Raw genomic sequence first — 21,631 nt, 5'->3', positions numbered from 1 at the left:
CCAACGGCACGGCGTACGGCCTGTCGTCGTCGATCTGCACCAACCGGCTGGACTACATCACGCGCTTCATCCGCGAGCTGAACGTGGGCAGCGTGAACGTGCGCGAGGTGCCGGGCTATCGGCTCGAGCTCACGCCCTTCGGCGGCATCAAGGACTCGGGCCTGGGCTACAAGGAAGGCGTGCTCGAGGCGATGAAGAGCTTCACCAACACCAAGACCTATTCGCTGCCGTGGTGAATTCCGTGTCGTTCCCCGCCCATCCACTGGTCGCCGAGGCGGCGGTGGTGGGGCGCCTGCGTGCCAAGGAACCGATCGTGGACGGCTCGCAATGACTCCATCGACCACCGAACCAGCAGCGGCGGCGGCGCCTGCCGCCACTGTCCCGGTTCCGGACCTGAGCGACGGTGAAAGGACGGCACCGAATCCAAAGAATGACCTCGAGCCTTGTCTTGCAAAGAGACTTTTGTATCGGGACCTGGCCTTCGACGTCGCCGCGAAATGGATCCATAGGTACCAGAGACCGCCTTTGCGCGAGTGACTCGAGCGGCGCTCTCCGACGCGCACCCATCCATCCTCCACCACGCCATGAGGAGACACCACATGAAAGCATTCATTCGCGCCGGGCTGGCGTGTTTGTCAGTCGCGCTCGCAGGCCTTGCGAGTGCCGCCTCACTCGATGCGTTCGAGCGATCGCCGAATGCCGCGATCGCGGGCTACAACGTCGAGAATCTGACTCAGACCACGCCTGAAATGTGTGCCTCGGCCTGCCTCGGCGCGCCGCGCGCCACGTGGTGCGTGTCCTTCGACTTCCACAAGGTCAACCAGAGCTGCGACCTCAGCGACAAGCGCGCAGCCGACGTGGGCGGACTGAAGACCGACTATCCCGGCAATCCCTACGACCACTACAGCCTCAAGCCCGACCCGCTGAAGCCCTTCCTGCGCACGCCCGACGCGGCGATCAGTGGGCACAACACCGAGAGCCTGCAGGCCGTCACGCCCGGCGATTGCGCCAGCGCCTGCACCGATGCGAGTCGCTCCGGCTGGTGCAAATCCTTCGACTATCACAAGACCCCGCAGCGTTGTGACCTGAGTGACAAACGTGCCAGCGACGTGGGTGGGCTGAAGAGCGACTATCCCGGCAACCCCTACGACCACTATTCATTGATCGCCGGCGAGGGGATTCCCAACCCGGTACCGGGCAACAGGCACGTGCTGCTGATCGGCATCGACGGTCTGCGAGGCGATGCGATCCAGTGTCAGGGTTGTGTTCAGACGCCGGCGATGTCGGCATTGATCGCAGGCGGCGCCTTCCACGGCAATCTGCTGGCGGGCGGCACCAAACAGGCGACGGTGAGTGGTCCCGGCTGGTCGTCGGTATTTACCGGCTTCTGGGCCGACAAGCACGGCGTCACCTCGAACGACCCGAACCAGAAGCTGCTCAAGACCCATGTGTTCGACCTCATCAAGCAGGCCTGGCCCACGGCGACGACAGCGGTCGTGGGTGACTGGTTCAACATCACCCACAACCTGCGTCCCGCAAAGGCCGACTTCGTGGTCGCCAATGCGGCCAAGAACTCGCAGCAGGCCACCGACGCGGTCAATGGATGGTTGGGCTGGAAGAACCCGCCGACAGCGATCTTCTACTACCTGCACAACGTGGACGTCCACGCACCGAGCTACGACCCGTTCAATGCGAACTACCAGGGCAAGATCGCCGGCGAAGACCAGCAGATCGCGCAGGTGCTCGCTGCACTCACGGCGCGGCCGAACTATGCGAACGAGGAGTGGCTGATCGTCGTGACCTCGGACCACGGTGGCACGGGCAGTGGTCATGGCGGGCAGACGGCGGCGGAGCGGAGCACCTTGCTCATCCTGAACAACAACTATCTCAACCCACTGAAGGCCAGCTACTGTCAGGGCAACCTGAGTGCGACCGCGAAGCTGCAGGTGGATGGCGCGACGCCGCACATCCTGGACTTTCTGGGGTTGCCCAATGGCACCGAAGGACAGAAGCATTCGGCTTGCGGAAACTGACTGAAGACGCGCGCATCGGTATGTGCGGCGAACGACCGGTTCTGGCCGGTCACCCCGGGGCGCAGTCGTTCAACGTTCCGGCTCAGCAGCCCGTGCGCTGCAACCCATTGCTAGTCGCGCGCGCGTCGGTAGTGCGTGGCGACCGCACCGTTGCGCAGCGGCATCGCCGAGACCAGTTCAAGCCGTCGCGTGTGGGGCAGCCCGCTCTGGTACAGCGTCGGGCCATGACCGGCGATCCTGGGGTGAACGAGGAACTGGTATTCGTCGATCAGATCCAGCCGGTCCAGCTCGGTCGCGAGCTTGCCGCTGCCGAGGAGCACGCCGGCCGGGGTCGCGTCCTTGAGCTTTTGCAGGCCCGAGCGCAAGTCGCCGGCGATGTGATGGCTGTGGCTCCACGGGAAGTCCGTTCGCGTCGACGAAACGACGTACTTGGGCTTGTTCTCCAGCTTGACCGCCCATTCGCGCACGGCCGGCGGCGCCTCCACATCGCCGCGGGCGACCGCTGGCCAGTAGCTTTCCATCATCTCGTAGGTGACGCGGCCCCACAGCATCGCTCCAGCCTCGTCCATGAGGCGGGTGAAGAAGGCGTGCGTCTCGTCGTCGGCGATTCCCTCCTGGTGGTCGACGCAGCCGTCCAGGGTGACGTTGAGGCTGAAGGTCAGAAGTCCCATGCGAGTCTCCTCTGAGTGGGGCGGTCCGCTGGACTGCCGCTTGCCGAACTGGTCGTCAACAGGTCATGCCTGACGACGACACTTCACGAGGCTGCCGCGCAACCTTCAGGCTTGAACACCCGCGTGGTCGAAGCCGGGTACTTCTCGAGCTTGGCCGCCGGCCGCGATGGGCGCGGGAGCAACTCTCCGCCGCAGTTCGGGCATGTGCCTGCAAGGCGTTGGCTTGCGCAATCGCTGCAGAATGTGCATTCGAAAGAGCAGATGCGGGCATCGGCTGAATCGGGTGGCAGGTCTCGGTTGCAGCATTCACAGCCGGGGCGCATTTGGAGCATGGTGGAACCTCAGGGAGCGTCTTGTCCGCCGAGCTTAGACGAAGGTGGCTCGACGAGCCAATCAGGGCCGGTCAGCGGGCCGCCGTTCCAAGGGTGAGGCTCATCGGCTGGGCCATCAAGGCGGAGTGCTCCCGCAGCGGCTGCGCTGCGCCATCGGGCTGGAAGCCGCATGCGAGGTACAGGCGCATCGCCGGCGTGTCTGCGGCGGTGACGCCCAGGTGCACGCTGCGCGCGCCAACGCTCTCTGCCCAGGAGACGGCCTCGTGGAGCAAGGCCCGACCGGCGCCCATGCCTCGCGTGGCCGGGTCGACCCACATCTGGAACAGGTGGGCGGCAGCCGGTTCATCGTCGGACAACCTGCACCAGATCAGGCCGCAGGCGGTGTCGTGATCGAACGCAAGGAGCAAGCGATCCTTCGCGGAGGACGTCGTCTCGGCAACTCGAGAAGACCACATCGCATCGCTTCTCGTAGCCTCTGCTTCATGCGCGCTCCCGAAGGCGTCCGGGGAGTCAAGCAACGCGCGCAGGCGCAGGTCTCGATAGGTTTGCCACTCATCCGGTTTGGCGGGTCGCACAGAGATCAAGGAATCACTTTCAGTTTGAGAGTCACGGGATTGCTTTCACGATTCAGTGATCCTGCCGCAGGCGTCGGTCCATGCGCCACGCAACGATCGGCCCGATCACCATGCCCGCCAGGCAACTCCACAGGACGACATGGCTCTGGAGACCCAGCAGCCAGGTGAGGAGCGGGTATTGATCGGCCACGGCCTCCGAGAAAGTCCACCAATAGGAGGAGCCACGACTCGGGCCTGTGCGAAGTTGGGTGCCGTCGAGCAGGTGGGCGGCCAGCGGTGCGAGGCCCAGATAGGCAAACATCGCGGCCCAGGGGCCGAGCACGATGAGGCCCTGGGCGACATCGACGACACGGGATCGCATCGACTTACGGCGCATGCAGTTGCCGGCAGATCAGGTCCGCCGCTTCGCTCGGTTGCATCAGCGCCGAATCAATCACCAGGCGGCTCGTGCCCCAAGCCTCGTACTCATGCCGAAGCACGGACGCCCAACTTGGCAGCGCAAAGCCCGCGATGTCTGCTTCGCGACCCTCGACGCGCCGGCGATGTTCTGCGGTGTCGGAGCACACGACTTCCACTTCCACCAGCTTCGACCCCGTCTCGGCCGCCACGGCTTGCCACGCTTCGCGTGTGATCGCCAGCGGATTGACGCAATCGGCGACCACAGACATGTCCAGCGCCAGGTTGGACCGGGCCAGCGCGTAGGCCACCACATAGCCAGCCGGCCCTACGTCTTCAGTGCTGCCGCTCGCCGTTTTCAGCGCATGTTCGATGGCGTCGATACGCAGGTACGCGCAAGGGATGTGCGCCGCGAGTTCCCGCGCGATAGTGGTCTTGCCTGTGCCTGGCAGGCCGCTCAGGACAATCAGCGTTCGATGTTCCGAAGTCGTTCTCATGGAGGGGATGGCGTCAAGGAAGGGCCGTTCGTCATCGATCGTACCCATCGTCAGATCAGCGGCACCGTCGCTTCCTTCAGCACGCGCAGCACGAAGTGCGACTTGCTGTGGCGGATGCCGGGGATCTTGTAGAGCTTTTCGCGCAGCAGCCGCTCGTAGTCGCGCGTGTCGCGCACGGCGATGCGGATGTAGTAGTCGTAGTCGCCCGAGACGAGGTAGGCCTCCTGGATCTCGGGGATGGTGGCGAGGGTGCGGCCGAAGTCGTACAGGGTTTCGTCGGTGTGGCTTTCGAGCGTGACCTGCACGATCACGGAGTCGTGGTAGCCGAGCTTGGCCGGGTCGACGTCGACGGTGTAGCGCTTGATGACGCCCGAGGCCTCGAGTTTCTTGATGCGCGTCCAGCAGCTGGTGGGCGAGAGGCCGACCTCGTTGCCGATTTCCTGCAGGGTCTTGCGGGAGTCGAGCAGCAGCACGCGCAGGATCGCCAGATCGGTCTTGTCGAAAGATCCTTCGCTGTCGGTCGATGTTTGGCGATTGGTTTTCATGTTTCGGGCTTAAACGGCCAAAAGAAAGAAGCAAATTTTGCCTCAAGAGCGGAAGAATTGACGGCATGCGACTGCTCGACCTTCCCCCCACATCCTCGCCCTCCCTCTCGCCGGCCATGCCCGAGACCCCACCCCGTGTCCGCAACGGCGCCGAAGCGCTGCTCGACACGCTGGTCGAATGCGGTGTCGACACGATCTTCGGCTACCCCGGCGGCGCGGCCCTGCCGCTGTACGACGCGCTGCACGGCGAACCCCGGCTGCGCCATGTGCTGGTGCGCCACGAACAGGCCGCGGTGCATGCGGCCGAGGGCTATGCGCGCAGCACGGGCCGGGTCGGCGTGGTGCTCGTCACCTCGGGGCCGGGCGTGAGCAACACCATCACGGGACTGCTCGACGCGATGAGCGACTCGGTGCCGGTGCTGTGCATCAGCGGGCAGGTGGCGACGGCGGTGATCGGCACGCAGGCTTTCCAGGAGAGCGATGCCCTGGGCATGTCGCGCTCGGTGACCAAGTGGAACCGGCAGGTGCGCGCGGCCGACGACGTGCCTGCGCTGGTGCGGCGCGCGCTCGAGATCGCCACCTCCGGCCGCCCCGGCCCGGTGCTGCTCGACGTGCCGAAGGACATCCAGCTCAACCGCCTCACGCACGGCGCCGCGCCGGCACCGCTGCGCGCCTTGCGCACGGGCCGCGCGCCGCTGCCGCCGCGGGCGATGCTGCAGCGCGCGGCCGACCTGATCTCGACCGCACGCCGGCCCGTGCTCTACGGTGGCGGCGGGCTCATCAACTCGGGGCCGGCGGCCTGCGAGGCCTTCACGCAGCTGGTGCACCGGCTGCACGCACCGTGCACGCTCACGCTGATGGGGCTGGGCGCGTTCCCCGCGTCCGACCCGAAGTTCATCGGCATGCTGGGCATGCACGGCATGCTCGAAGCCAACCTCGCCATGCACGAGGCCGACCTGGTGGTGTGCGTGGGCGCGCGCTTCGACGACCGCGTGACAGGCAAGCTCGACGAGTTCTGCCCGCACGCCCGCAAGATCCACATCGACATCGACCCCGGCAGCATCAACAAGGTGGTGCACGTCGACGTGCCGATGGTGGGCGACTGCGGCGCCATCGTCGACGCCTTGCTGGGGCTGCTGCCCGAAACGTTTGCGCCCGAGCGGCTGGCGCCGTGGTGGGCGCGCATCGAGCGTTGGCGCGCCGAAGACTGCCTGGCCTTCACGCCGTCGGCAGAAGAGATCCTGCCGCAGCAGCTGATGTCGTCGCTGCAGCGTGCCATCGGCGGGCGCAACGCGATCGTCTCGACCGACGTGGGCCAGCACCAGATGTGGGCCGCGCAGTACCTGCGCTTCGACAGCCCGCGCCACTGGCTCACCTCGGGCGGTGCCGGCACCATGGGCTACGGGTTGCCCGCGGCCATCGGCGCGCAGATCGGGCACCCCGATGCGCTCACGGTGTGCGTGAGCGGCGACGCGTCGGTGCTGATGAACATCCAGGAGCTGTCGACCGCGGTGCAACACCGTGCGGCCGTGAAGCTGGTGCTGAGCAACAACGGCTACATGGGCATGGTGCGCCAGTGGCAGGAGCTGAACCACGGCAACCGCCTGAGCCACAGCTGGAACGAGGCGCTGCCCGACTTCGTGGCGCTGGCCAAGGCCTTCGGCTGGGGCGCACGGCGCGTGTCCGATCCGGCCGAGCTGGAGGCTGCGCTGGCCGAGTGCCTGGCGAGCGAGGGGCCGTTCTTCCTCGACGTGCAGGTGGCGGCGCAGGAGAACTGCTTTCCGATGATGCCGTCGGGGTGTGGGCATCACCGGGTGATGCTGGCAAAGGACCGGTGGTACGAGGAGGCCTGAGAAGCCAGCTCTTTCAGGAGTGCCCGTCCACCCGCATCTGGAACAGGAAGTAGGGCGGAATGCACGCCCCGCGTCCTTCGGGCTGGCCTTCGGCCTGCGCGCAGATGTAGTCCTCGCGGCAAGGCTTCTGCGCCGAGCAGCTGCGCAGATTGCCTGGCCGCGTGTGCTTGCTCAGGCAATCGCCAAACGGTTGCTTGGCCGCCAGGCACTGGTTGAAGTCGCTGAGGATGGCGATGCCGCCGCAGGTGCCGTTCGGGTCCTTCGGATCGCAGCGACCCGAGCACATGCCGCCGGGGAAGCCGACCGAAGTCTTCTCGCACACCGAGGCCGCGCCCTCGCAGGTCGTGGCGGCGGTGGCCGGGAGCTTCTGCGCGCGGTCGCGCCACGGGTCGGCCGATGCGGTGATGCGCGTGGGTTCGCAGCTGGCGCCGACGGTGGCTTTTTCGGGTGATGCGTTCGCGTCGTCTGGCGAGGCCAATGGGCGGAACGGGTCGGGCACCGGTGTCGACAACGCGGCGGTCACATAGCGTTCGCGCCGCGCCAGCTCATCCTGCAGATGCGGTGAGTGCGGCAGCGCGAGCGCGTTGCCGGTCGTGAAGGTGCGCGAGACGTTGCGCCGGTCCACGCCCAGCAGATGAAAGCCCGCGACCGCGCGGCTCTGGTGGCAGCCCGCGCAGCTCAGGTCGTCGAGCCTGCGCAGCACGGCCTGCGGTGACTGCAGCGTGCGGCTGCCGGGCACGGGCCGCCAGTCGCCGGGCGAGAACAGTTGTTCAAAAGGGCGGTTCGCCAGGCGTTCGAGGCCGCGCGGCGCGACGGACACGGACTCGGTCGCCAGGAAGCGATCAGGGATGCGCACCGTGGCGTTGTCGAGCGCGCGCAGCGTATCGGGCTGCTGCAGCCATTGCAGCAGCGCCTTGCGCAGCGGCGCGTCGGCCTTGAGCTTCGCGATGTCGGGCGTGTTCTCGAGCGGGCCCGCGTCGAAGCGCTGCGTGCCCGCGTTCCAGCGGAAGGCGCGCAGCAGGTATTCGGCATGGCCGCCGAGGTCGGGCCGCACGGCAGAGGGCCAGCGCACGCTCTGCAGGTTGGTGGTGATCTGTGCGATGCGGGCCTGTGCGAGCCGCTGCGGCGCCAGCGGGCCGTCGGCCGACACGAGCCAGCGGCCGAGGGCTTCGTCCTTCATGGACGCCTGCGGCGGCTGCCAGCGCCGTACGGCGCCGGCGCAGCTGCCGTCGGCATCGGGCGCATCGCCGCGCAGCTCGACCGCGACGGTCATCGGCAGGCGCGATTGCATCGCGGCCGAGCGGTAGGCCAACCGGTACACGAGCCGTGTCTCGCCGCAGGCGCCGGGCTGGAAGGGGCGGCGGTCCATCCGGTTGGCCACGCCGACCAGTTCGAAGAAGGCGTCGGGGCTGGCGAGCCAGCGCGCATCGAAGATCCGATGAGGGTAGCGCGCAATGCCGACACCGGCTTGCGGGTCGCGCCGTTGCAGCGCGACGAGGCTGCCCTTGAGCGGATCGGCGATCGATTGCCAGGCCGGCGAGCGCGCCAGCGCCTGGTTGGTGGCAATGCCGCTCGCCGCGGCCACGGGCACGTCGAACCAGCGGCCGAAGCCTGCGCCGGATTTCTCGGCAGCCTGCAGGGCGACGGGTGAGGTGACGAGCAGTACCGGGTCGGCCGCCTGAGCGGCCGGTGCAGCGAGGGCGGATGCGAGCGCGAGGCCGGCGGTCAGGAGGTGAAGTAGGCGTGGCACGCGGATGATTGTGCCGCCGCGATTCAGCCCGGCACCGCGAGCGCCATCTGCTGTCGCATGAGCCCGGCCACGGCCACGCCCTGCGGGTCGCCCAGCCGCTCCAGCGCGGCGATCACGCCCTTGCGGTCGTCTTCCGATCGGTCCTGGTTGAGCTTGAACTTGCCTTCGAGCGTGCGCACGGGAATCTCGACCGCCGCGATCATGTCCAGGCGCGGCGCCACGAAGTCGAAGGGCATGGCGTCGAAGTTCCAGTTGCCGCCCAGCGGCGTGTCGTACAGCGCCACGGTGCGGCGCAGCACGGCGTGGATGGCCATGCGTTCCTCGATCACGCGGGGCGTGCCGCGCGCGTGGATCGCGGTGTAGTTCCAGGTCGGGAAGGTGCTCTGCTTCACGTACCAGCTCGGCGTGACGAAGGCATGCGGCCCCTGGAAGATGGCCAGCGCTTCGGCGCCCGCGCGCAGCTCGTCGTACTGCGGGTTCTTCTTCGACAGATGCGTGGTGAGCAGGCCGGGACCGGCGTCCTGTGCGTCGAGCAGGAAGGGCAGGTGCGTGGCGCTCGCGCCATGCGGTCCCACGGTGACGAGCGTGCCGAAGCTCCAGGCGCGGATGCCGGCGTGCAGCGTCGCGAGGTCGTCTTCGATGTACGGCTTGGGCGTGTACATGGCGGGGCTTCAGCGCGCGGCCAGCGTGTGCATCCAGCGGGCGGCGTCGTCGAAGGCGTGGCCCGCCACGTCGGCGATGGACACGGCCTCGAGAAAGCCGTGGATGGTGCCGGGGTAGAGCACGTCGGTCACGGCCACGCCGGCTTCGCGCAACCGCGCGGCCATGAGCACGCTGTCGTCGTGCAGCGGATCGCACTCGGTGATCGCCAGGCACGCAGGCGGCAGGCCCTCGAGCCGGGCCGTGAGGCTGGCCAGGCGCGGGTCGCGAAAGTCCTCGGGCCGGCGCAGGTACAGGCCGTAGAACCACACCATCATGTGCAGCGACAGGCCGTACTCGCCCGCGCCGTAGCGCACCACCGACTCGCGGTACAGCTCGGTGCTGTAGGCGCCGTAGTTCAGCAGCATGCCCAGCGGCAGCGCCTCGCCGGCATCGCGCAGCACGAGGCAGGCGCCCACCGACAGGTTGGCGCCCGCTGAATCGCCGCCGATGAAGAGCTGCGCGGGGTCGATGTCGAGCGAGCCCGCATTCGCCGCGAGCCATCGCATCACGTCGACGCATTCGTCGTGCGGCTGCGGAAACTGCGCCTCGGGCGCCCGCGTGTAGTCGATGCCGATGACGGCGATGCCCGTGCGGCCCGCGTACTCGCGCATCACACGGTCGTGGGTGTCGAGGCTGAACAGCACGAAGCCGCCGCCGTGGATGTAGACCAGCGCGCCTTGCAGCGAGCGCGTCTGGGGGTAGTGCACGCGGATGCGCACATCGCCGTGGCGCGTGGGCACTTGCCGTTCGACCGTGCGCGCCATGGTCGGGCCGCCTTCGGTCCACGACGCACGCACTTTCTCGGCGTTGGCGCGACCTTCGGCGATCGGGATGGTGTGGCGCTTCGGGTAGCGACCACCCTCGGCCGCCATGAGGCGCATGAACTCGACGATCTGCGGATCGAGCGGCGGCGGGGCGGTGGGGTTCAGCCAGGTGGCGGGCAAGGAGGAGGCGGTCACGCAAACACTTTCTCTGAGGAGCTGTAGACAGGTTCGGCCAGCGAAGCCAACGGCCGTGGCGTGGCCGCGAGCAGCGCCTGCGTGTAGGCATGGCTCGGCTGGTCGAACACGGCGTCGCGCGGCCCTTGCTCGACGATGCGGCCGCGCTCCATCACGACGACGCGGTCGGCGATCTGCTCGACGGCCGCGAGGTCGTGGCTGATGAACAGGCACGCAAAGCCGTGGTGCGCCTGCAGGCTCTGGAAGAGCCGCAGCACCTGCGCCTGGATGGTCATGTCGAGCGCCGACACGGGCTCGTCCGCCACCACGAACGCCGGCCGGCGCACCAGCGCGCGCGCAATGGCCACGCGCTGGCGCTGGCCGCCCGAGAGTTCGTGCGGGTAGCGCGCGCCCAGGCCGTCCAGGCCCACTTCGTCGAGCGTTTCGTGCACGCGCTTCAGGCGCGCGGCGGCATCGAGCGCGGGCAGGTGGCGCAGCGGCTCGGCCACGATCTCCTGCACGCGCATGCGCGGGTCGAGCGACGAGAACGGGTCTTGAAACACCAGCTGGCAGGCGAGCCGGAAGCGGTGCAGCGCGGCGCGGTCGGCGCTGCGAATATCGTCGCCGCGAAACAAAATCTGCCCGGCGTGCGACGGCGCAAGCCGCAGGATGGCGCGGCCCAGCGTGGTCTTGCCCGAGCCGCTGCCGCCCACCAGCGCGACCATCTCGCCGGGGTGGATGTCCAGGTCGAGCCGGTCGATGACTGGCACCGGCGCATGGCGCTTGAAGAAGCCCGCGCGCGCGCCGGGGTAGCTCACGCACAGGCCACGCACCTGCACCAGCGGCTGCTGCGGCGCGGCCGGGGCGGGCTTCGCGGCCTGGCGGCGGGGCAGGGCGTCGACCAGCTTGCGGGTGTAGGGCTGCTTCGGGTCGACGAGGATCGCGGGCACGTCGCCGGTCTCCACGAGCTTGCCTTTCTCGAGCACGATGGCGCGCTGCGCATAGCGCCCGACCAGCCCGAGGTTGTGCGTGATGAGCAGCACGGCCGTGCCCTGGTCCTTCGCGAGGCCGACCATGAGGTCGAGCACTTCGCGCTGGCTCAGGGTGTCGAGCGCGGTGGTCGGCTCGTCGGCGATGAGCAGGCGCGGCTTGAGCAGCATCACGCTGGCCAGCATGATGCGCTGGCGCATGCCGCCCGAAAACTCGTGCGGGTAGGCGTGCATGCAGCGCTCGGGGTCGGCGATCTGCACGCGGCGCAGCATGTCGAGGCAGCGCGCGCGGATCTCCGTTGCCGACAGCGTCGTGTGCATGCGCAGGCCTTCAGCCATCTGCTCGCCGATGCGGTGCACCGGGTTCAGCGAGACCATCGGTTCCTGGAACACCATGCCGATGCCGGGCCCGCGGATGGGGCGCATGGCCTTCACGTCGCGGGTGCTCAGGTCTTCGCCGTCGAACACGATCTGCCCGCCGCTTTGCGCGATGCCGGGCGGCAGCAGCTGCAGGATGGCGCGCGCGGCCATGGTCTTGCCGCTGCCCGATTCGCCGACCACGGCCAGGAACTCGCCGGGGCGCACGTCGAACGAGAGGTCGTGCACCAGCGTCTGGGCGCCGCCGTGCAGGTCGATCTTCAAGTGCCGAACGGAAAGCACGGGCGGCGCGGAAGTAGAGGAATGGGTCATGACTTCTCCGTGCGCGGATCGAGCCGGTCGCGCAGCGATTCGCCCAAGAGGTTGATGCCCAGCAGCGTGAGCGCGATGCACAGCCCCGGCACCAGGCACAGCCACACGGCCGAGGCCATGTAGGGGCGCGCGCTCGAGAGCATGTTGCCCCAGGTGGGGGCGGGCGGCGGCACGCCCAGGCCGAGGAAGCTCAGGGCGCTTTCCGACAGCAGCACCCAGCCGAACATGCTGGTGGCCAGCACGGCGACGGGCGCCACGCAGTTGGGCAGGATGTGGCGCCACATGGTGTAGATCTCGCCGTTGCCGATCATGCGCGAGGCCTCGACGTATTCGCGCTCGCGCAGCGACAGCACGGTGCCGCGCACCACGCGCACCACCGAGGGCGCGTAGGCCATGCTCAGCGCCAGCACGATGCCCCACTGGTTGGCGCCCACGATCACCATCACGCCCAGCGCCAGCAGCAGGCCGGGAAAGGCCAGCAGCGTGTCGTTGAAGGCCATGAGCACGCGGTCGGTCCAGCCGCGCACGAAGCCGGCGAGCACGCCCACCACGAGGCCGATGGCGGTGGCCAGCGCCACGGTGAGCAATGCGATGAGGCAACTGGTGGACGCGGCGCGCATGGCGCGGCTGGCCACGTCGCGGCCGAACTCGTCGGTGCCCAGCCAGTGCGCGGCCGAGGGCGGCTGCAGCTTGCCGCGCAGGTCGATGCCCAGCGGGTTGTAGGGCGTCCACAGCGCAGCCACCAGTGCCAGCACCAGCAGCACGCCGATGAGCACGCCGCCCACGAGGGTATGGGTCTTGATCTTTTTCACTGCACCGACACCCGGGGATCGAAGAGGGGATAGCACATGTCCACGATCAGGTTGATGACCACGTAGATGCAGGCCGTGAACAGCAGGCAGCCCTGCAGCACCGGGTAGTCGCGCGCGAAGATCGCATCGATCATCAGGCGCCCCAGGCCGGGGAGGGTGAACACCGTTTCGAGCACCGCGATGCCGCTGAGCAGATGTCCCAGGATGAGGCCGATCATGGTGAGCGTGGGGTTGAAGGCGTTGGGCAGCACGTGGCGGCGCAGCACCTGCGACTCGGGCACGCCCTTGGCGCGCGCGTGCGTCACGTACTCCAGCCGCAGCACCTCGATGGTGCTGGCGCGCGACATGCGCGTGAGCACGCCGGTCTCGACCAGCACCAGCGTGACGATCGGCAGGATCACGTACAGCAGGCCCTGCGAGAAGTCTTCCGACATCGGCACATAGCCCACCACCGGCAGCCAGTGCAGGTACTGGCCGAAGAACATCAGGAGCAGCAGGCCGAGCCAGAAGCTGGGCACCGACAGCATCAGCGTGGCCGCGCCGATGATGGCCAGGTCGGTCGGCCGGTCCTTGCGCCAGGCGGCGACGAGGCCGGCGGGCACGGCGATCAGCGAGGCCAGCGCCACGGCGGTGAGCACGATCACGGCGCTCACGTGAAAGCGCTCCCAGATCAGCGGCAGCACCGCCAGTCCGTTGGTGGTCGACACGCCCAGGTCGCCGGCGAGCGCGTGGCGCAGCCACACGAGGTACTGGGTGACCAGGGGCTGGTCCAGCCCCATCTGCTGGCGTGCGAGTTCGAGCTGCGCGGGGTCGGCGCCTTCGCCGAGCATGAGCTGCACCGGGTCGCCCGGAATCAGCCGCATGAGCGTGAAGACGGCAATCGACACCAGCAGCAGCGTCGGGATCGTCATGGCGATCCGGCGCAGGAGGTAGGCAAGCATGGCGGCGGTGCCCCGTCAGCCGCGCGCGTCGAGCCGGACGTTCCAGAACCGGGGCTTGGCCGGCGCCCAGCCCTTGAAGCCCGTCACGCTCTTGCGCATGGCGGTGGCGTCGCTGGCGTTGAACAGCACGACCATCGGCACGTCTTGCAGCATCTGCTTGTGCAGCTCGTCGAACAGCACCTGGCGGCGCGCCTTGTCGCGCGAGACCATGCTCTCGGTGAGCCGTGTCTGCGCGGCGGCGTTGTCCCACACCTTGCGCGGCTGCGCGGCCTTGTCGCCAGTGACCATCTCGTAGTTGAGCGAGGGGTCGATGCGCGCCGAGTACACGAAAGCCATGCTCTGGTACTGGCCCTTGGTGTAGCGATCCAGCTGCGTGGCCCAGTCGAGCACTTCGAGCTCGACGTTGATGCCCGCCTCGGACGCCATGGCCTGCACCAGCACGGCGGCCGAGTACAGCGCCTCGTAGCGCTTGTTGGCCACGAGCTTGATCGGCTGGCCGCGGTAGCCGGCTTCGGCCAGCAGCTTCTTCGCGCCGGCGATGTCGCGCTTGTAGCCGCCGGCCTGCACGGCGCTGTAGAACGGGCTGGACGAGGGCACGACCGAGTTGTTGACGGCCGACAGGCCCTCGGTGACCGACTTGGCGATCTCGGGCGTGTCGAGCGCCAGTGCCAGCGCGCGGCGGATGCGTACGTCCTTCAGCAGCGGGTCGGTGGTCTGCAGCAGCAGCGCCACCATGGTCATCACCGGCGTGGTGTCGACACGTACGTCGCTGCGCCCGCGCATCTCGACCACGTCGGCGGGGCTGGGGCTGATGAAGGCGTCGATGCCGCCGCTGTACAGCGCCGCCTTGGCCGCGGCCGAGTCGGGGATGACGACGAAGCGCAGGTTCTCGATCTCGGCCTTCTTGCCGCCCGTGAGGCCGTCGCGCGGTTCGCTGCGCGAGCTGTAGCCGTCGAAGCGCGTGAGCTCGATGTACTGGCCGCGCTTCCACTCCTTGATCTTGTAGGGGCCGGTGCCCACGGGCTCCTTCCACTGGCCGTCGGCGCCGAGCGAGCTGCGGTGCACGATGGCGGCGCTGCCGCAGTCGGGGCGCGCCATCATGGTGAGGAACAGCGCGCTCGGGCGTTCCAGCTTGAAGACCACGGTCTTCGGCGTGGGCGCTTCCACCGCGAGCACCTTGGTCATGCCCTTGCCGTCGAACTCGGGCAGGCAGCGCCAGCCGCTGGTGGGCTTGAGGTAGCGCTGCCAGCTCCACACCACGTCGTCGGCCGTGAGCACCGCGCCGTTCTGGAACTTCACGCCGTCGCGCAGGGTGAAGGTGTAGGTCAGGCCGTCGGCCGAGGTGTCGATCTTGCTCGCGAGCATCGGGCCGATCGAGGTGTCCTCGCGCAGCGCGACCAGGCCCTCGACCACGTGGGTGAGCACGTTGTCGGTGTTGTCGTCGCGGTTGCCGCCGGGGTCGGTGGAGCGGATGTCGGAGTTGATCTGGATCCGCATCGTCTGGCCGGCACCGGCCGGGGTTTGGGCGAAGGCCGCGCTGGCAACCAGGCCGAGGCCGAAGGCCAGTGCGGCGGCGCGCGCAGCGGGAGGGGGAGACGGGGACTTGGGCAGGTTCATGGCAGCACTCCTGGCGAAAGCTGGGCGGGGCGGATCAGAGGGAATACTCGGTGAAGCGGTGCGCCTTGAAGGGCGCCGGCGCAATGCGCATCTTTCGTGCCGCGGGGTCCATGACGATGGTTGCCACGGTGGCCGACGAGGCGCCGCCGGGGCCCGCGCTCGGGCTGCGGCACACGGCGCGCGGCGCGCCGAAGCGGTCCTGCAGCGCGTCGAGCACGTCCTGCTCGGTGAGCAGGCCGGCTGCCCGCTTGTTGTGCAGCGCCTCGGTCACGCGGCGGTCGCGGTAGAGCGAGTCGGGCGTGGTCTCCAGGCTGCGGTCGACCACGCGCGCCAGCGCGGCCGGGGTCTTGAAGTGGTTGGCGTGCACCAGGATGCCGCCCTCGGGCTGCTGCCAGAACACCTGCTCGGGGCAGGTTTCCAGGCTCACGGCCTCGCCCTCGGCGTGCGTGACGATCATGTTGTTGGAGATCGAGCGCGCGCTGCGGCACACCACGCCCAGCGCGTTGGCGTACAGCGTCGACTGCAGGATGCCGCGTCGGATCAGCGCCAGCGGCACGCCTTGCTGCTTGCCGTCGTTGTCGGCCTTGATGAAGTTGCCCGTGACGGCGATGCCCGTGCTGTTGAGCCCCGCGCGCGCCAGCGTGCCGGCCTCGGCGAAGGTCAGCATGGCGGGGCCTTCGTCCGGCTGGATGCGCAGCACCACGCCGAGTTCGAGGCTTTCCACGCGCCAGTCCCAGTTCTGCGCATGGATGAGCTTGCCGTCGCGCGCGGCCGAGGGCATGACGACCACGCCGGTGCAGCCGTCGGGCGGCTCGGTGGCTTCGAGCTGCTGGAAGGCGTAGAGCATTTCGCTGCGCGCGTTGAGCGCCACGATGTCCTCGGCCGGCACGCCCGCGCCTTCGCCCACGCCCTCGATCTCGCGCAGCATGCCGGCGTCGAAGGCCTCGACCATCGGCATGAAGCGGCGCGCCAGCGCGCGCGTGCGCTCCCAGCTCAGGCCCACGCGCTCGAAGGCGGCGCGGTAGGTGCGCAGGCTCAGGTCGATGCGGTCGCCGGCCGCGCGGCCGTACTGGCGCCCGCGCTGCTGCGCGTCGCCTTCGATGTCGTAGAGGGGGAACGATTCGATGTCCATGGTCTGTCTTGTCTCCGGGGCTTGTCTTGTGTGTCTGTGCTTGCAGCGCGAGGCGGTCAGGCTGCCGTGTCGGTGGCTTGTGCGGTCTGCGCGATGGCGGCGCGCAGGCTGTCGATGATCTGGTCGATGTGCCGGCGCTCCAGCGTGAACGGCGGCGACAGCGCGATGGTGTCGCCGACCGAGCGCACCAGCACGCCGCTCTCGTCCAGGCAATGTTGCGCCACCGCCTGCGCATGCGTGCCGGGGCCCGAGGCCCAGCCCTGCAGCTCGATGCCGGCCAGCAGGCCGACGTTGCGCACGTCGATCACGCCCGGCAGGCCGCGCAGGCTGTGCAGGCCGTCCTCGAAGTAGGGCGAGAGTTCGGCGGCGCGGGCGATGAGGCCGTCTTCGGTGTAGGCGTCGAGCGTGGCCATGGCGGCGGCGCAGGCCAGCGGATGGCCCGAGTAGGTGTAGCCGTGCGACAGCTCGACGGCGCTCACGTTGCCCTGCATGAAGGCGTCGTGCACCGCGCCGCGCATGAGCACCGCGCCCATCGGCACGGCGCCGTTGGTCAGGCCCTTGGCGGTGGTGATGAGGTCGGGCGTCACGCCGAACAGGTCGGACGCGAAGTTGCGGCCCACGCGCCCGAAGCCGGTGATGACCTCGTCGAAGATCAGCAGGATGCCGTGCTTGTCGCAGATCTCGCGCAGGCGCTTCAGGTAGCCGCGCGGCGGCGGCAGCACGCCGGTGGAGCCGGCCACGGGCTCGACGATCACGGCGGCGATGGTGGAGGCGTCGTGCAGTGAGACCAGCGCTTCGAGCGCATCGGCCTTGTCGATGCCGTGCGGCGGCTCGCCGCGCGAGAAGGCGTTGCGCGCCAGGTCCAGCGTGTGCGGCAGGTGGTCCACGCCGTTGAGCAGCGGCCCGAAGGTGCTGCGCTGGCGCCCGATGCCGCCCACCGAGATGCCGCCGAAGCCGACGCCGTGGTACGAGCGCTCGCGCCCGATGAGGCGGTAGCGGCCCGCGTCGCCGCGCGCCCGGTGGTAGGCCACCGCGATCTTCAGCGCGGTGTCGACCGACTCCGAGCCCGAGTTGGTGAAGAACACGTGGTCCATGCCGGCCGGCGCCATCTGCGCCAGGCGCTGGGCCAGCTTGAAGGCGGCGGGGTGGCCGATCTGGAAGTTGGAGGCGTAGTCGAGCACGTCGATCTGCGCCTTCATGGCCGCGCTGACCCGCGGGTTGCGATGCCCGGCGTTCACGCACCACAGGCCGGCGATGGCGTCGAGCACGCGGCGGCCATCGGCCAGGTCGTAGTGCAGGCCCTCGCCGGCGACGATGAGGCGCGGCGATTGCTTGAACTTGCGGTTGGGCGTGAAGGGCATCCAGAACGCGTCGAGCGATGCCGGTTGCGATGTCAGGGTATCGGCGGAAGCCACGGTGTTTTTCTCCTTGGGGAAACGACCCGTCGTCCGGGTCGGCGTGGGGCCGATCTTGAAATCCAAATTGTATTTTTGGCGTGAGATGTACATGGTTTTTTGGGGCCAAAAATACAAAAGACCCGCGATGATCGGCACCCAGCCCGTGTTTCCGGAGACCCATGGATGGCCCCGCAGCAGCAGATGCAGATGGACAAGTCGATCCCGCCGCTCACCCAGCGCGTGAGCCGCTACATCCTCGACCAGGCCCTGGCCGGCGGCTACGAGAACGGCCGCCACATGACCGAGACCGACCTGGCCGGCCGGCTCGGCATTTCGCGCACGCCGGTGCGCGCCGCGCTGCGCCTGCTGCACGAGCGTGAATTGCTGGCGCACGTGCCCAACCGTGGCTACACGCTGGTGGCCGACCGCGAGGCGCTCGACCGTGCCCGGCGCGAGATGCCGGAAGACGAGGAGAAGACGCTCTACTACCGCCTGCTGCGCGACCGCCTCGCGGGCAAGCTGCCGACGCGCGTCAACGAACTCGAGCTGGCCCAGACCTACGGCGTGCCGCGCCCGCTGTTGCGCAACGTGATGACCACGCTGCTGCAGGACGGCGTGCTGCGCGGTCGTCACTACCAGCGCTGGGAGTTCACCGAAACCCTCGACTCGGTCGAGAGCGAACGCGAGAGCTACCGCTTTCGCCTGGTGGTGGAGTGCGCGGCGCTGCGCGAGCCCGGTTTTCGCATCGAGCACGAGCGGCTGCTGGCCTGCCGCGAACAGCAGCAGACCTTGCTGGCGCACGCCTCGCGCCATTCGTGGATGGAGTTCTTCGAAGCCAACGCGCAGTTCCACGAGCTGCTGGCCAGCGCCTCGGGCAATCGCTTCATCCTCGATGCGGTGAAGCAGCAGAACCGGCTGCGCCGCATCTCCGACCTCTCGGACTACCCGCTCGTGAACATCGACCTGCTGCGCAAGTCGTGCCGCGAGCACCTGCAGATCCTCGACGCGGTCGAGGAGAACAAGCTCGAAGTCGCAGCGAAACACATGCACGCCCACCTGAGCCGGGCGAGCGACATCCTGGAGCGCCGCGTGATGGGCGATCTGGATGCGCTCGGCGATTGAGTCTCTCCATCCTTATGACTACCAACGAAACGACGGCACCCGATGCCGCGCTGGCCGCCGGCTGGAGCGATGGCTTTCCCACGGCCGGCACCGCCGTGCAGCGCCCGCGCGATCGATCGATCTTCCAGGCTCCCGAAAACCGCTGGGCCTTCGCGCACCTGCGTGAGCTGCAGCCGACGCGCAACGTGTCGCGCGGCACCGGCCCGGTGTCGGTGCTGCCGCGCGCCGAACGGCCCGAGCTCGACACGCTGGCCTTCACCTTGCCCGCTGACGGTTCGCGCACCGACTGGCGCAGCGCGCTTGCGACGATCTGCGCCGACGGCGCGGTGGTGCTGCATCGCGGGCGCATCGTGTACGAGCGCTATTTTGGCGCGCTCGACGAACACGGGCAGCACATGGCGATGTCGGTCACCAAGTCGGTCGTCGGCACGGTCGGCGCGATGCTCGCGGCCGAGGGCGCGCTCGACGAGCATGCGCAGGTGCGGCATTACATCCCCGAGCTGGCGACGAGCGCCTTCGGCCACGCCACCGTGCGCCAGGTGATGGACATGACGACCGGCATCGACTACTCGGAGGACTACACCGACCCCGATGCCGGCGTGTGGAAGCACGCGCGCGCTGGCGAGCTGCTGCCGCGCCCCGCGGGCTATGCGGGCCCCGAGGGCTATCGCCAGTTTCTGCAGACTGTGCAGGGGCAGGGCACGCACGGCGAGGCCTTTGCCTACCGCACCGTCAACACCGACGTGCTGGGCTGGCTCATCAGCCGCGTGACGGGCCAGCCGCTCGCGCGGGTGCTGGGCGAGCGCATCTGGTCGCGCCTGGGCGCCGAGCAGGATGCCGCCTTTGCCGTGGACGGGCAGGGCGCCGAGTTCGCAGGTGGCGGCCTGTGCACCGGCCTGCGCGATCTCGCGCGGCTGGGCGAGATGATGCGGCTGGGCGGCGCCTTCAACGGTGCGCAGATCGTGCCGGAAGCTGTGGTGGCCGACATCCGCCGCGGCGCCGACCCGGCGCGCTTCGCGCTCGCGGGCTACACGCGGCTGGCCGGATGGAGCTATCGCAACATGTGGTGGGTGGCGCACGACGCGCGCCGCACCTTCACCGCGCAGGGCATCCACGGCCAGGCGCTGCACATCGACCCCGAGGCCGAGATGGTGGTGGCGCGTTTTGCCTCGCACCCGATGGCCGCCAACGCGCACCTGCCGACCTCGATGCCCGCCTTTCGCGCGCTGGCCGAGCACCTGATGCGCGGCTGATTTCCTTTCTTCCTTCTTCTTTCTCTCATTTCTTCTTCATGCTCACCCAAGTCACGACCAACGCGAGCTTGCAGGCCCGCAAGAACGCCGCCTGCGCACAAGGCATCGGCACGCTCACGCCGCACTTCACCGCCCGTGCCGAGAACGCCGAGCTGTGGGACGTGGAGGGCCGGCGCTTCGTCGACTTCGCGAGCGGCATCGCCACGCTCGCCACCGGCCACCGCCACCCGCGCATCGTCGCGGCCGTGCGCGCGCAGCTCGACGACTTTCACCACACCTGCTTCCACGTCACGCCATACGAGGAATACGTGGCGCTGTGCGAGCAGCTGAACCGTCTCGTCCCCGGGCCCAGCGCCAAGAAGAGCGCGCTCTTCACGACCGGCGCCGAGGCCGTCGAGAACGCGATGAAGGTGGCGCGCGCCGCCACCGGCCGCAGCGGCGTGGTGGCGTTCTCGGGCGCCTTCCACGGCCGCACCTTCATGGGCATGGCGCTCACCGGCAAGGTCGCGCCGTACAAGGCGGGCTTCGGCCCGATGCCGGGCGATGTGTGGCATGTGCCGTTTCCGGCCGCGCCGCTGGGCGTGACGGTGGACGACAGCATCGCGGCGTTGGACCGTCTGTTCAAGACCGACGTCGACCCGCAGCGCGTGGCGGCGATCGTCATCGAGCTGGTGCAGGGCGAGGGCGGTTTCTACGTGGCGCCGCCCGAACTCATGGAGCACCTGCGCGCGGAATGCGACCGCCACGGCATCCTGTTGGTCGTCGACGAGATCCAGACCGGCTTCGGTCGCACCGGCAAGCTGTTCGCGCTCGAGCACTACGGCATCGAGGCCGACCTGGTCACCACCGCCAAGAGCCTGGCCGGCGGCTTTCCGTTGTCGGCGCTCACGGGCCGCGCTGAACACATGGACGCCACGCGCGTCGGCAGCCTCGGCGGCACCTACGCGGGCAATCCGCTCGCGGTGGCTGCGGCGCTGGAGACGATGCGCGTGATCGAGGACGAAGGGCTGGTCGCGCGCGCCCGCATGCTCGGCGAGCAGCTGACGGCGTGCCTGTCAGCGTTGCGCACCGAGGTGCCGCGCATCTGCGATGTGCGCGGCCTGGGCGCGATGGTGGCAGTGGAGTTTCGCGATCCGCACAGCGGCGAGCCCGATGCCGAGTTCACGAAGCGCGTGCACGCGGCCGGCCTTGAACGCGGCCTGCTGCTGCTGACCTGCGGCGTGCATGGCAACGTCGTGCGATTCCTGTTCCCGCTCACGATTCCCGAGGCGGTGTTCGAAGAGGGGTTGGGGCTGCTGGCCGATTCCGTGCGTGCGGCCAACGTCTAGATGGCCTGCAGGACACGATCGGTGCCCACGGTTGAACCGCGCCGCCTGCATGGCCCTC

The 21,631-nt window shown here is 68.8% G+C and carries 21 protein-coding genes; 6 read left to right on the top strand and 15 right to left on the bottom strand.

Annotation, left to right across the window (positions count from 1 at the left end):
* Together D3H34_RS04495 and D3H34_RS04490 are read left to right on the top strand one after the other, a co-directional pair.
* Positions 1-236 (top strand): aldehyde dehydrogenase family protein (locus D3H34_RS04495; protein WP_119552234.1); only part of this gene is annotated, 236 nt, incomplete at its 5' end.
* A gap of 363 nt (positions 237-599) precedes the next feature.
* A complete protein-coding gene (locus D3H34_RS04490; protein ID WP_167481117.1) occupies positions 600-2,033 on the top strand; it encodes a PAN domain-containing protein in 1,434 nt (477 codons plus the stop codon).
* 110 nt (positions 2,034-2,143) lie between these two features.
* Here the strand turns inward: D3H34_RS04490 and D3H34_RS04485 are convergent, their stop codons facing one another.
* The 6 genes from D3H34_RS04485 to D3H34_RS04460 all read right to left on the bottom strand — a co-directional run bounded on the left by D3H34_RS04485 (position 2,144) and on the right by D3H34_RS04460 (position 5,049).
* Positions 2,144-2,704 (bottom strand): dihydrofolate reductase family protein, encoded by a 561-nt coding sequence (locus tag D3H34_RS04485; protein ID WP_119552232.1) that lies wholly within the window; start codon positions 2,702-2,704, stop codon positions 2,144-2,146.
* An 83-nt stretch (positions 2,705-2,787) separates the two neighbouring features.
* A complete protein-coding gene (locus D3H34_RS04480) occupies positions 2,788-3,036 on the bottom strand; it encodes a DUF1272 domain-containing protein (protein WP_119552231.1) in 249 nt (82 codons plus the stop codon).
* Positions 3,037-3,107: 71 nt separating this feature from the next.
* Positions 3,108-3,611: a GNAT family N-acetyltransferase gene (locus D3H34_RS04475; protein WP_286185432.1), complete on the bottom strand. Its 504-nt coding sequence runs from the start codon at positions 3,609-3,611 to the stop codon at positions 3,108-3,110.
* A 52-nt stretch (positions 3,612-3,663) separates the two neighbouring features.
* Complete coding sequence (locus D3H34_RS04470; protein WP_119552229.1) at positions 3,664-3,972, bottom strand: hypothetical protein; 309 nt, start codon at positions 3,970-3,972, stop codon at positions 3,664-3,666.
* A 4-nt stretch (positions 3,973-3,976) separates the two neighbouring features.
* Positions 3,977-4,552 carry a P-loop nucleotide/nucleoside kinase family protein gene (locus D3H34_RS04465; RefSeq protein ID WP_350308472.1) on the bottom strand — a complete coding sequence of 192 codons (576 nt, stop codon included), beginning with the start codon at positions 4,550-4,552 and terminating at the stop codon, positions 3,977-3,979.
* A 2-nt stretch (positions 4,553-4,554) separates the two neighbouring features.
* Complete coding sequence (locus tag D3H34_RS04460) at positions 4,555-5,049, bottom strand: Lrp/AsnC family transcriptional regulator (protein ID WP_205736667.1); 495 nt, start codon at positions 5,047-5,049, stop codon at positions 4,555-4,557.
* Positions 5,050-5,114: 65 nt separating this feature from the next.
* Between D3H34_RS04460 and ilvB the strand changes: the two genes are divergently transcribed.
* On the top strand, positions 5,115-6,902 hold the full coding sequence (ilvB, locus tag D3H34_RS04455; protein WP_119552228.1) for a biosynthetic-type acetolactate synthase large subunit: 1,788 nt from the start codon (positions 5,115-5,117) through the stop codon (positions 6,900-6,902).
* 13 nt (positions 6,903-6,915) lie between these two features.
* Here ilvB and D3H34_RS04450 read toward each other — a convergent pair whose 3' ends face one another.
* The 9 genes from D3H34_RS04450 to aptA are packed head-to-tail and all read right to left on the bottom strand — an operon-like array spanning position 6,916 to position 17,888.
* Positions 6,916-8,652: a hypothetical protein gene (locus tag D3H34_RS04450; RefSeq protein WP_286185427.1), complete on the bottom strand. Its 1,737-nt coding sequence runs from the start codon at positions 8,650-8,652 to the stop codon at positions 6,916-6,918.
* A 23-nt stretch (positions 8,653-8,675) separates the two neighbouring features.
* The gene (locus D3H34_RS04445; RefSeq protein WP_119552227.1) at positions 8,676-9,314 is read right to left on the bottom strand and encodes an FMN-binding negative transcriptional regulator; all 639 of its coding nucleotides are present in this window, start codon (positions 9,312-9,314) and stop codon (positions 8,676-8,678) included.
* A gap of 9 nt (positions 9,315-9,323) precedes the next feature.
* Positions 9,324-10,313, bottom strand: a complete 990-nt coding sequence (locus D3H34_RS04440) for an alpha/beta hydrolase fold domain-containing protein (RefSeq protein WP_205736666.1) — start codon at positions 10,311-10,313, stop codon at positions 9,324-9,326.
* A complete protein-coding gene (locus D3H34_RS04435; RefSeq protein WP_119552226.1) occupies positions 10,310-11,971 on the bottom strand; it encodes an ABC transporter ATP-binding protein in 1,662 nt (553 codons plus the stop codon). Before D3H34_RS04435 ends, D3H34_RS04440 begins: the two co-directional genes overlap by 4 nt.
* On the bottom strand, positions 11,968-12,783 hold the full coding sequence (locus tag D3H34_RS04430) for an ABC transporter permease (protein ID WP_119552225.1): 816 nt from the start codon (positions 12,781-12,783) through the stop codon (positions 11,968-11,970). The genes D3H34_RS04435 and D3H34_RS04430 overlap by 4 nt, the downstream gene beginning before the upstream one ends.
* Positions 12,780-13,724: an ABC transporter permease gene (locus D3H34_RS04425; RefSeq protein WP_119552224.1), complete on the bottom strand. Its 945-nt coding sequence runs from the start codon at positions 13,722-13,724 to the stop codon at positions 12,780-12,782. The genes D3H34_RS04430 and D3H34_RS04425 overlap by 4 nt, the downstream gene beginning before the upstream one ends.
* A 15-nt stretch (positions 13,725-13,739) precedes the next feature.
* Positions 13,740-15,341: an ABC transporter substrate-binding protein gene (locus tag D3H34_RS04420; protein WP_119552223.1), complete on the bottom strand. Its 1,602-nt coding sequence runs from the start codon at positions 15,339-15,341 to the stop codon at positions 13,740-13,742.
* 34 nt (positions 15,342-15,375) lie between these two features.
* Positions 15,376-16,473: a C45 family autoproteolytic acyltransferase/hydrolase gene (locus D3H34_RS04415; RefSeq protein WP_119552222.1), complete on the bottom strand. Its 1,098-nt coding sequence runs from the start codon at positions 16,471-16,473 to the stop codon at positions 15,376-15,378.
* 56 nt (positions 16,474-16,529) lie between these two features.
* On the bottom strand, positions 16,530-17,888 hold the full coding sequence (aptA, locus tag D3H34_RS04410; RefSeq protein WP_286185426.1) for an omega-aminotransferase AptA: 1,359 nt from the start codon (positions 17,886-17,888) through the stop codon (positions 16,530-16,532).
* 165 nt (positions 17,889-18,053) lie between these two features.
* Between aptA and D3H34_RS04405 the strand changes: the two genes are divergently transcribed.
* The 3 genes from D3H34_RS04405 to gabT are packed head-to-tail and all read left to right on the top strand — an operon-like array spanning position 18,054 to position 21,573.
* Entirely contained in the window at positions 18,054-18,992 is a 939-nt protein-coding gene (locus tag D3H34_RS04405; RefSeq protein ID WP_119552221.1) for a GntR family transcriptional regulator, read from the top strand.
* A 14-nt stretch (positions 18,993-19,006) separates the two neighbouring features.
* Entirely contained in the window at positions 19,007-20,245 is a 1,239-nt protein-coding gene (locus tag D3H34_RS04400) for a serine hydrolase domain-containing protein (RefSeq protein WP_119552220.1), read from the top strand.
* A 38-nt stretch (positions 20,246-20,283) separates the two neighbouring features.
* Positions 20,284-21,573: a 4-aminobutyrate--2-oxoglutarate transaminase gene (gene gabT, locus D3H34_RS04395; protein WP_119552219.1), complete on the top strand. Its 1,290-nt coding sequence runs from the start codon at positions 20,284-20,286 to the stop codon at positions 21,571-21,573.
* The last annotated feature ends 58 nt before the right edge of the window (positions 21,574-21,631 follow it).

It is taken from the genome of Acidovorax cavernicola (assembly GCF_003581445.1).
This window is presented reverse-complemented; position numbering and strand designations above follow the sequence as displayed.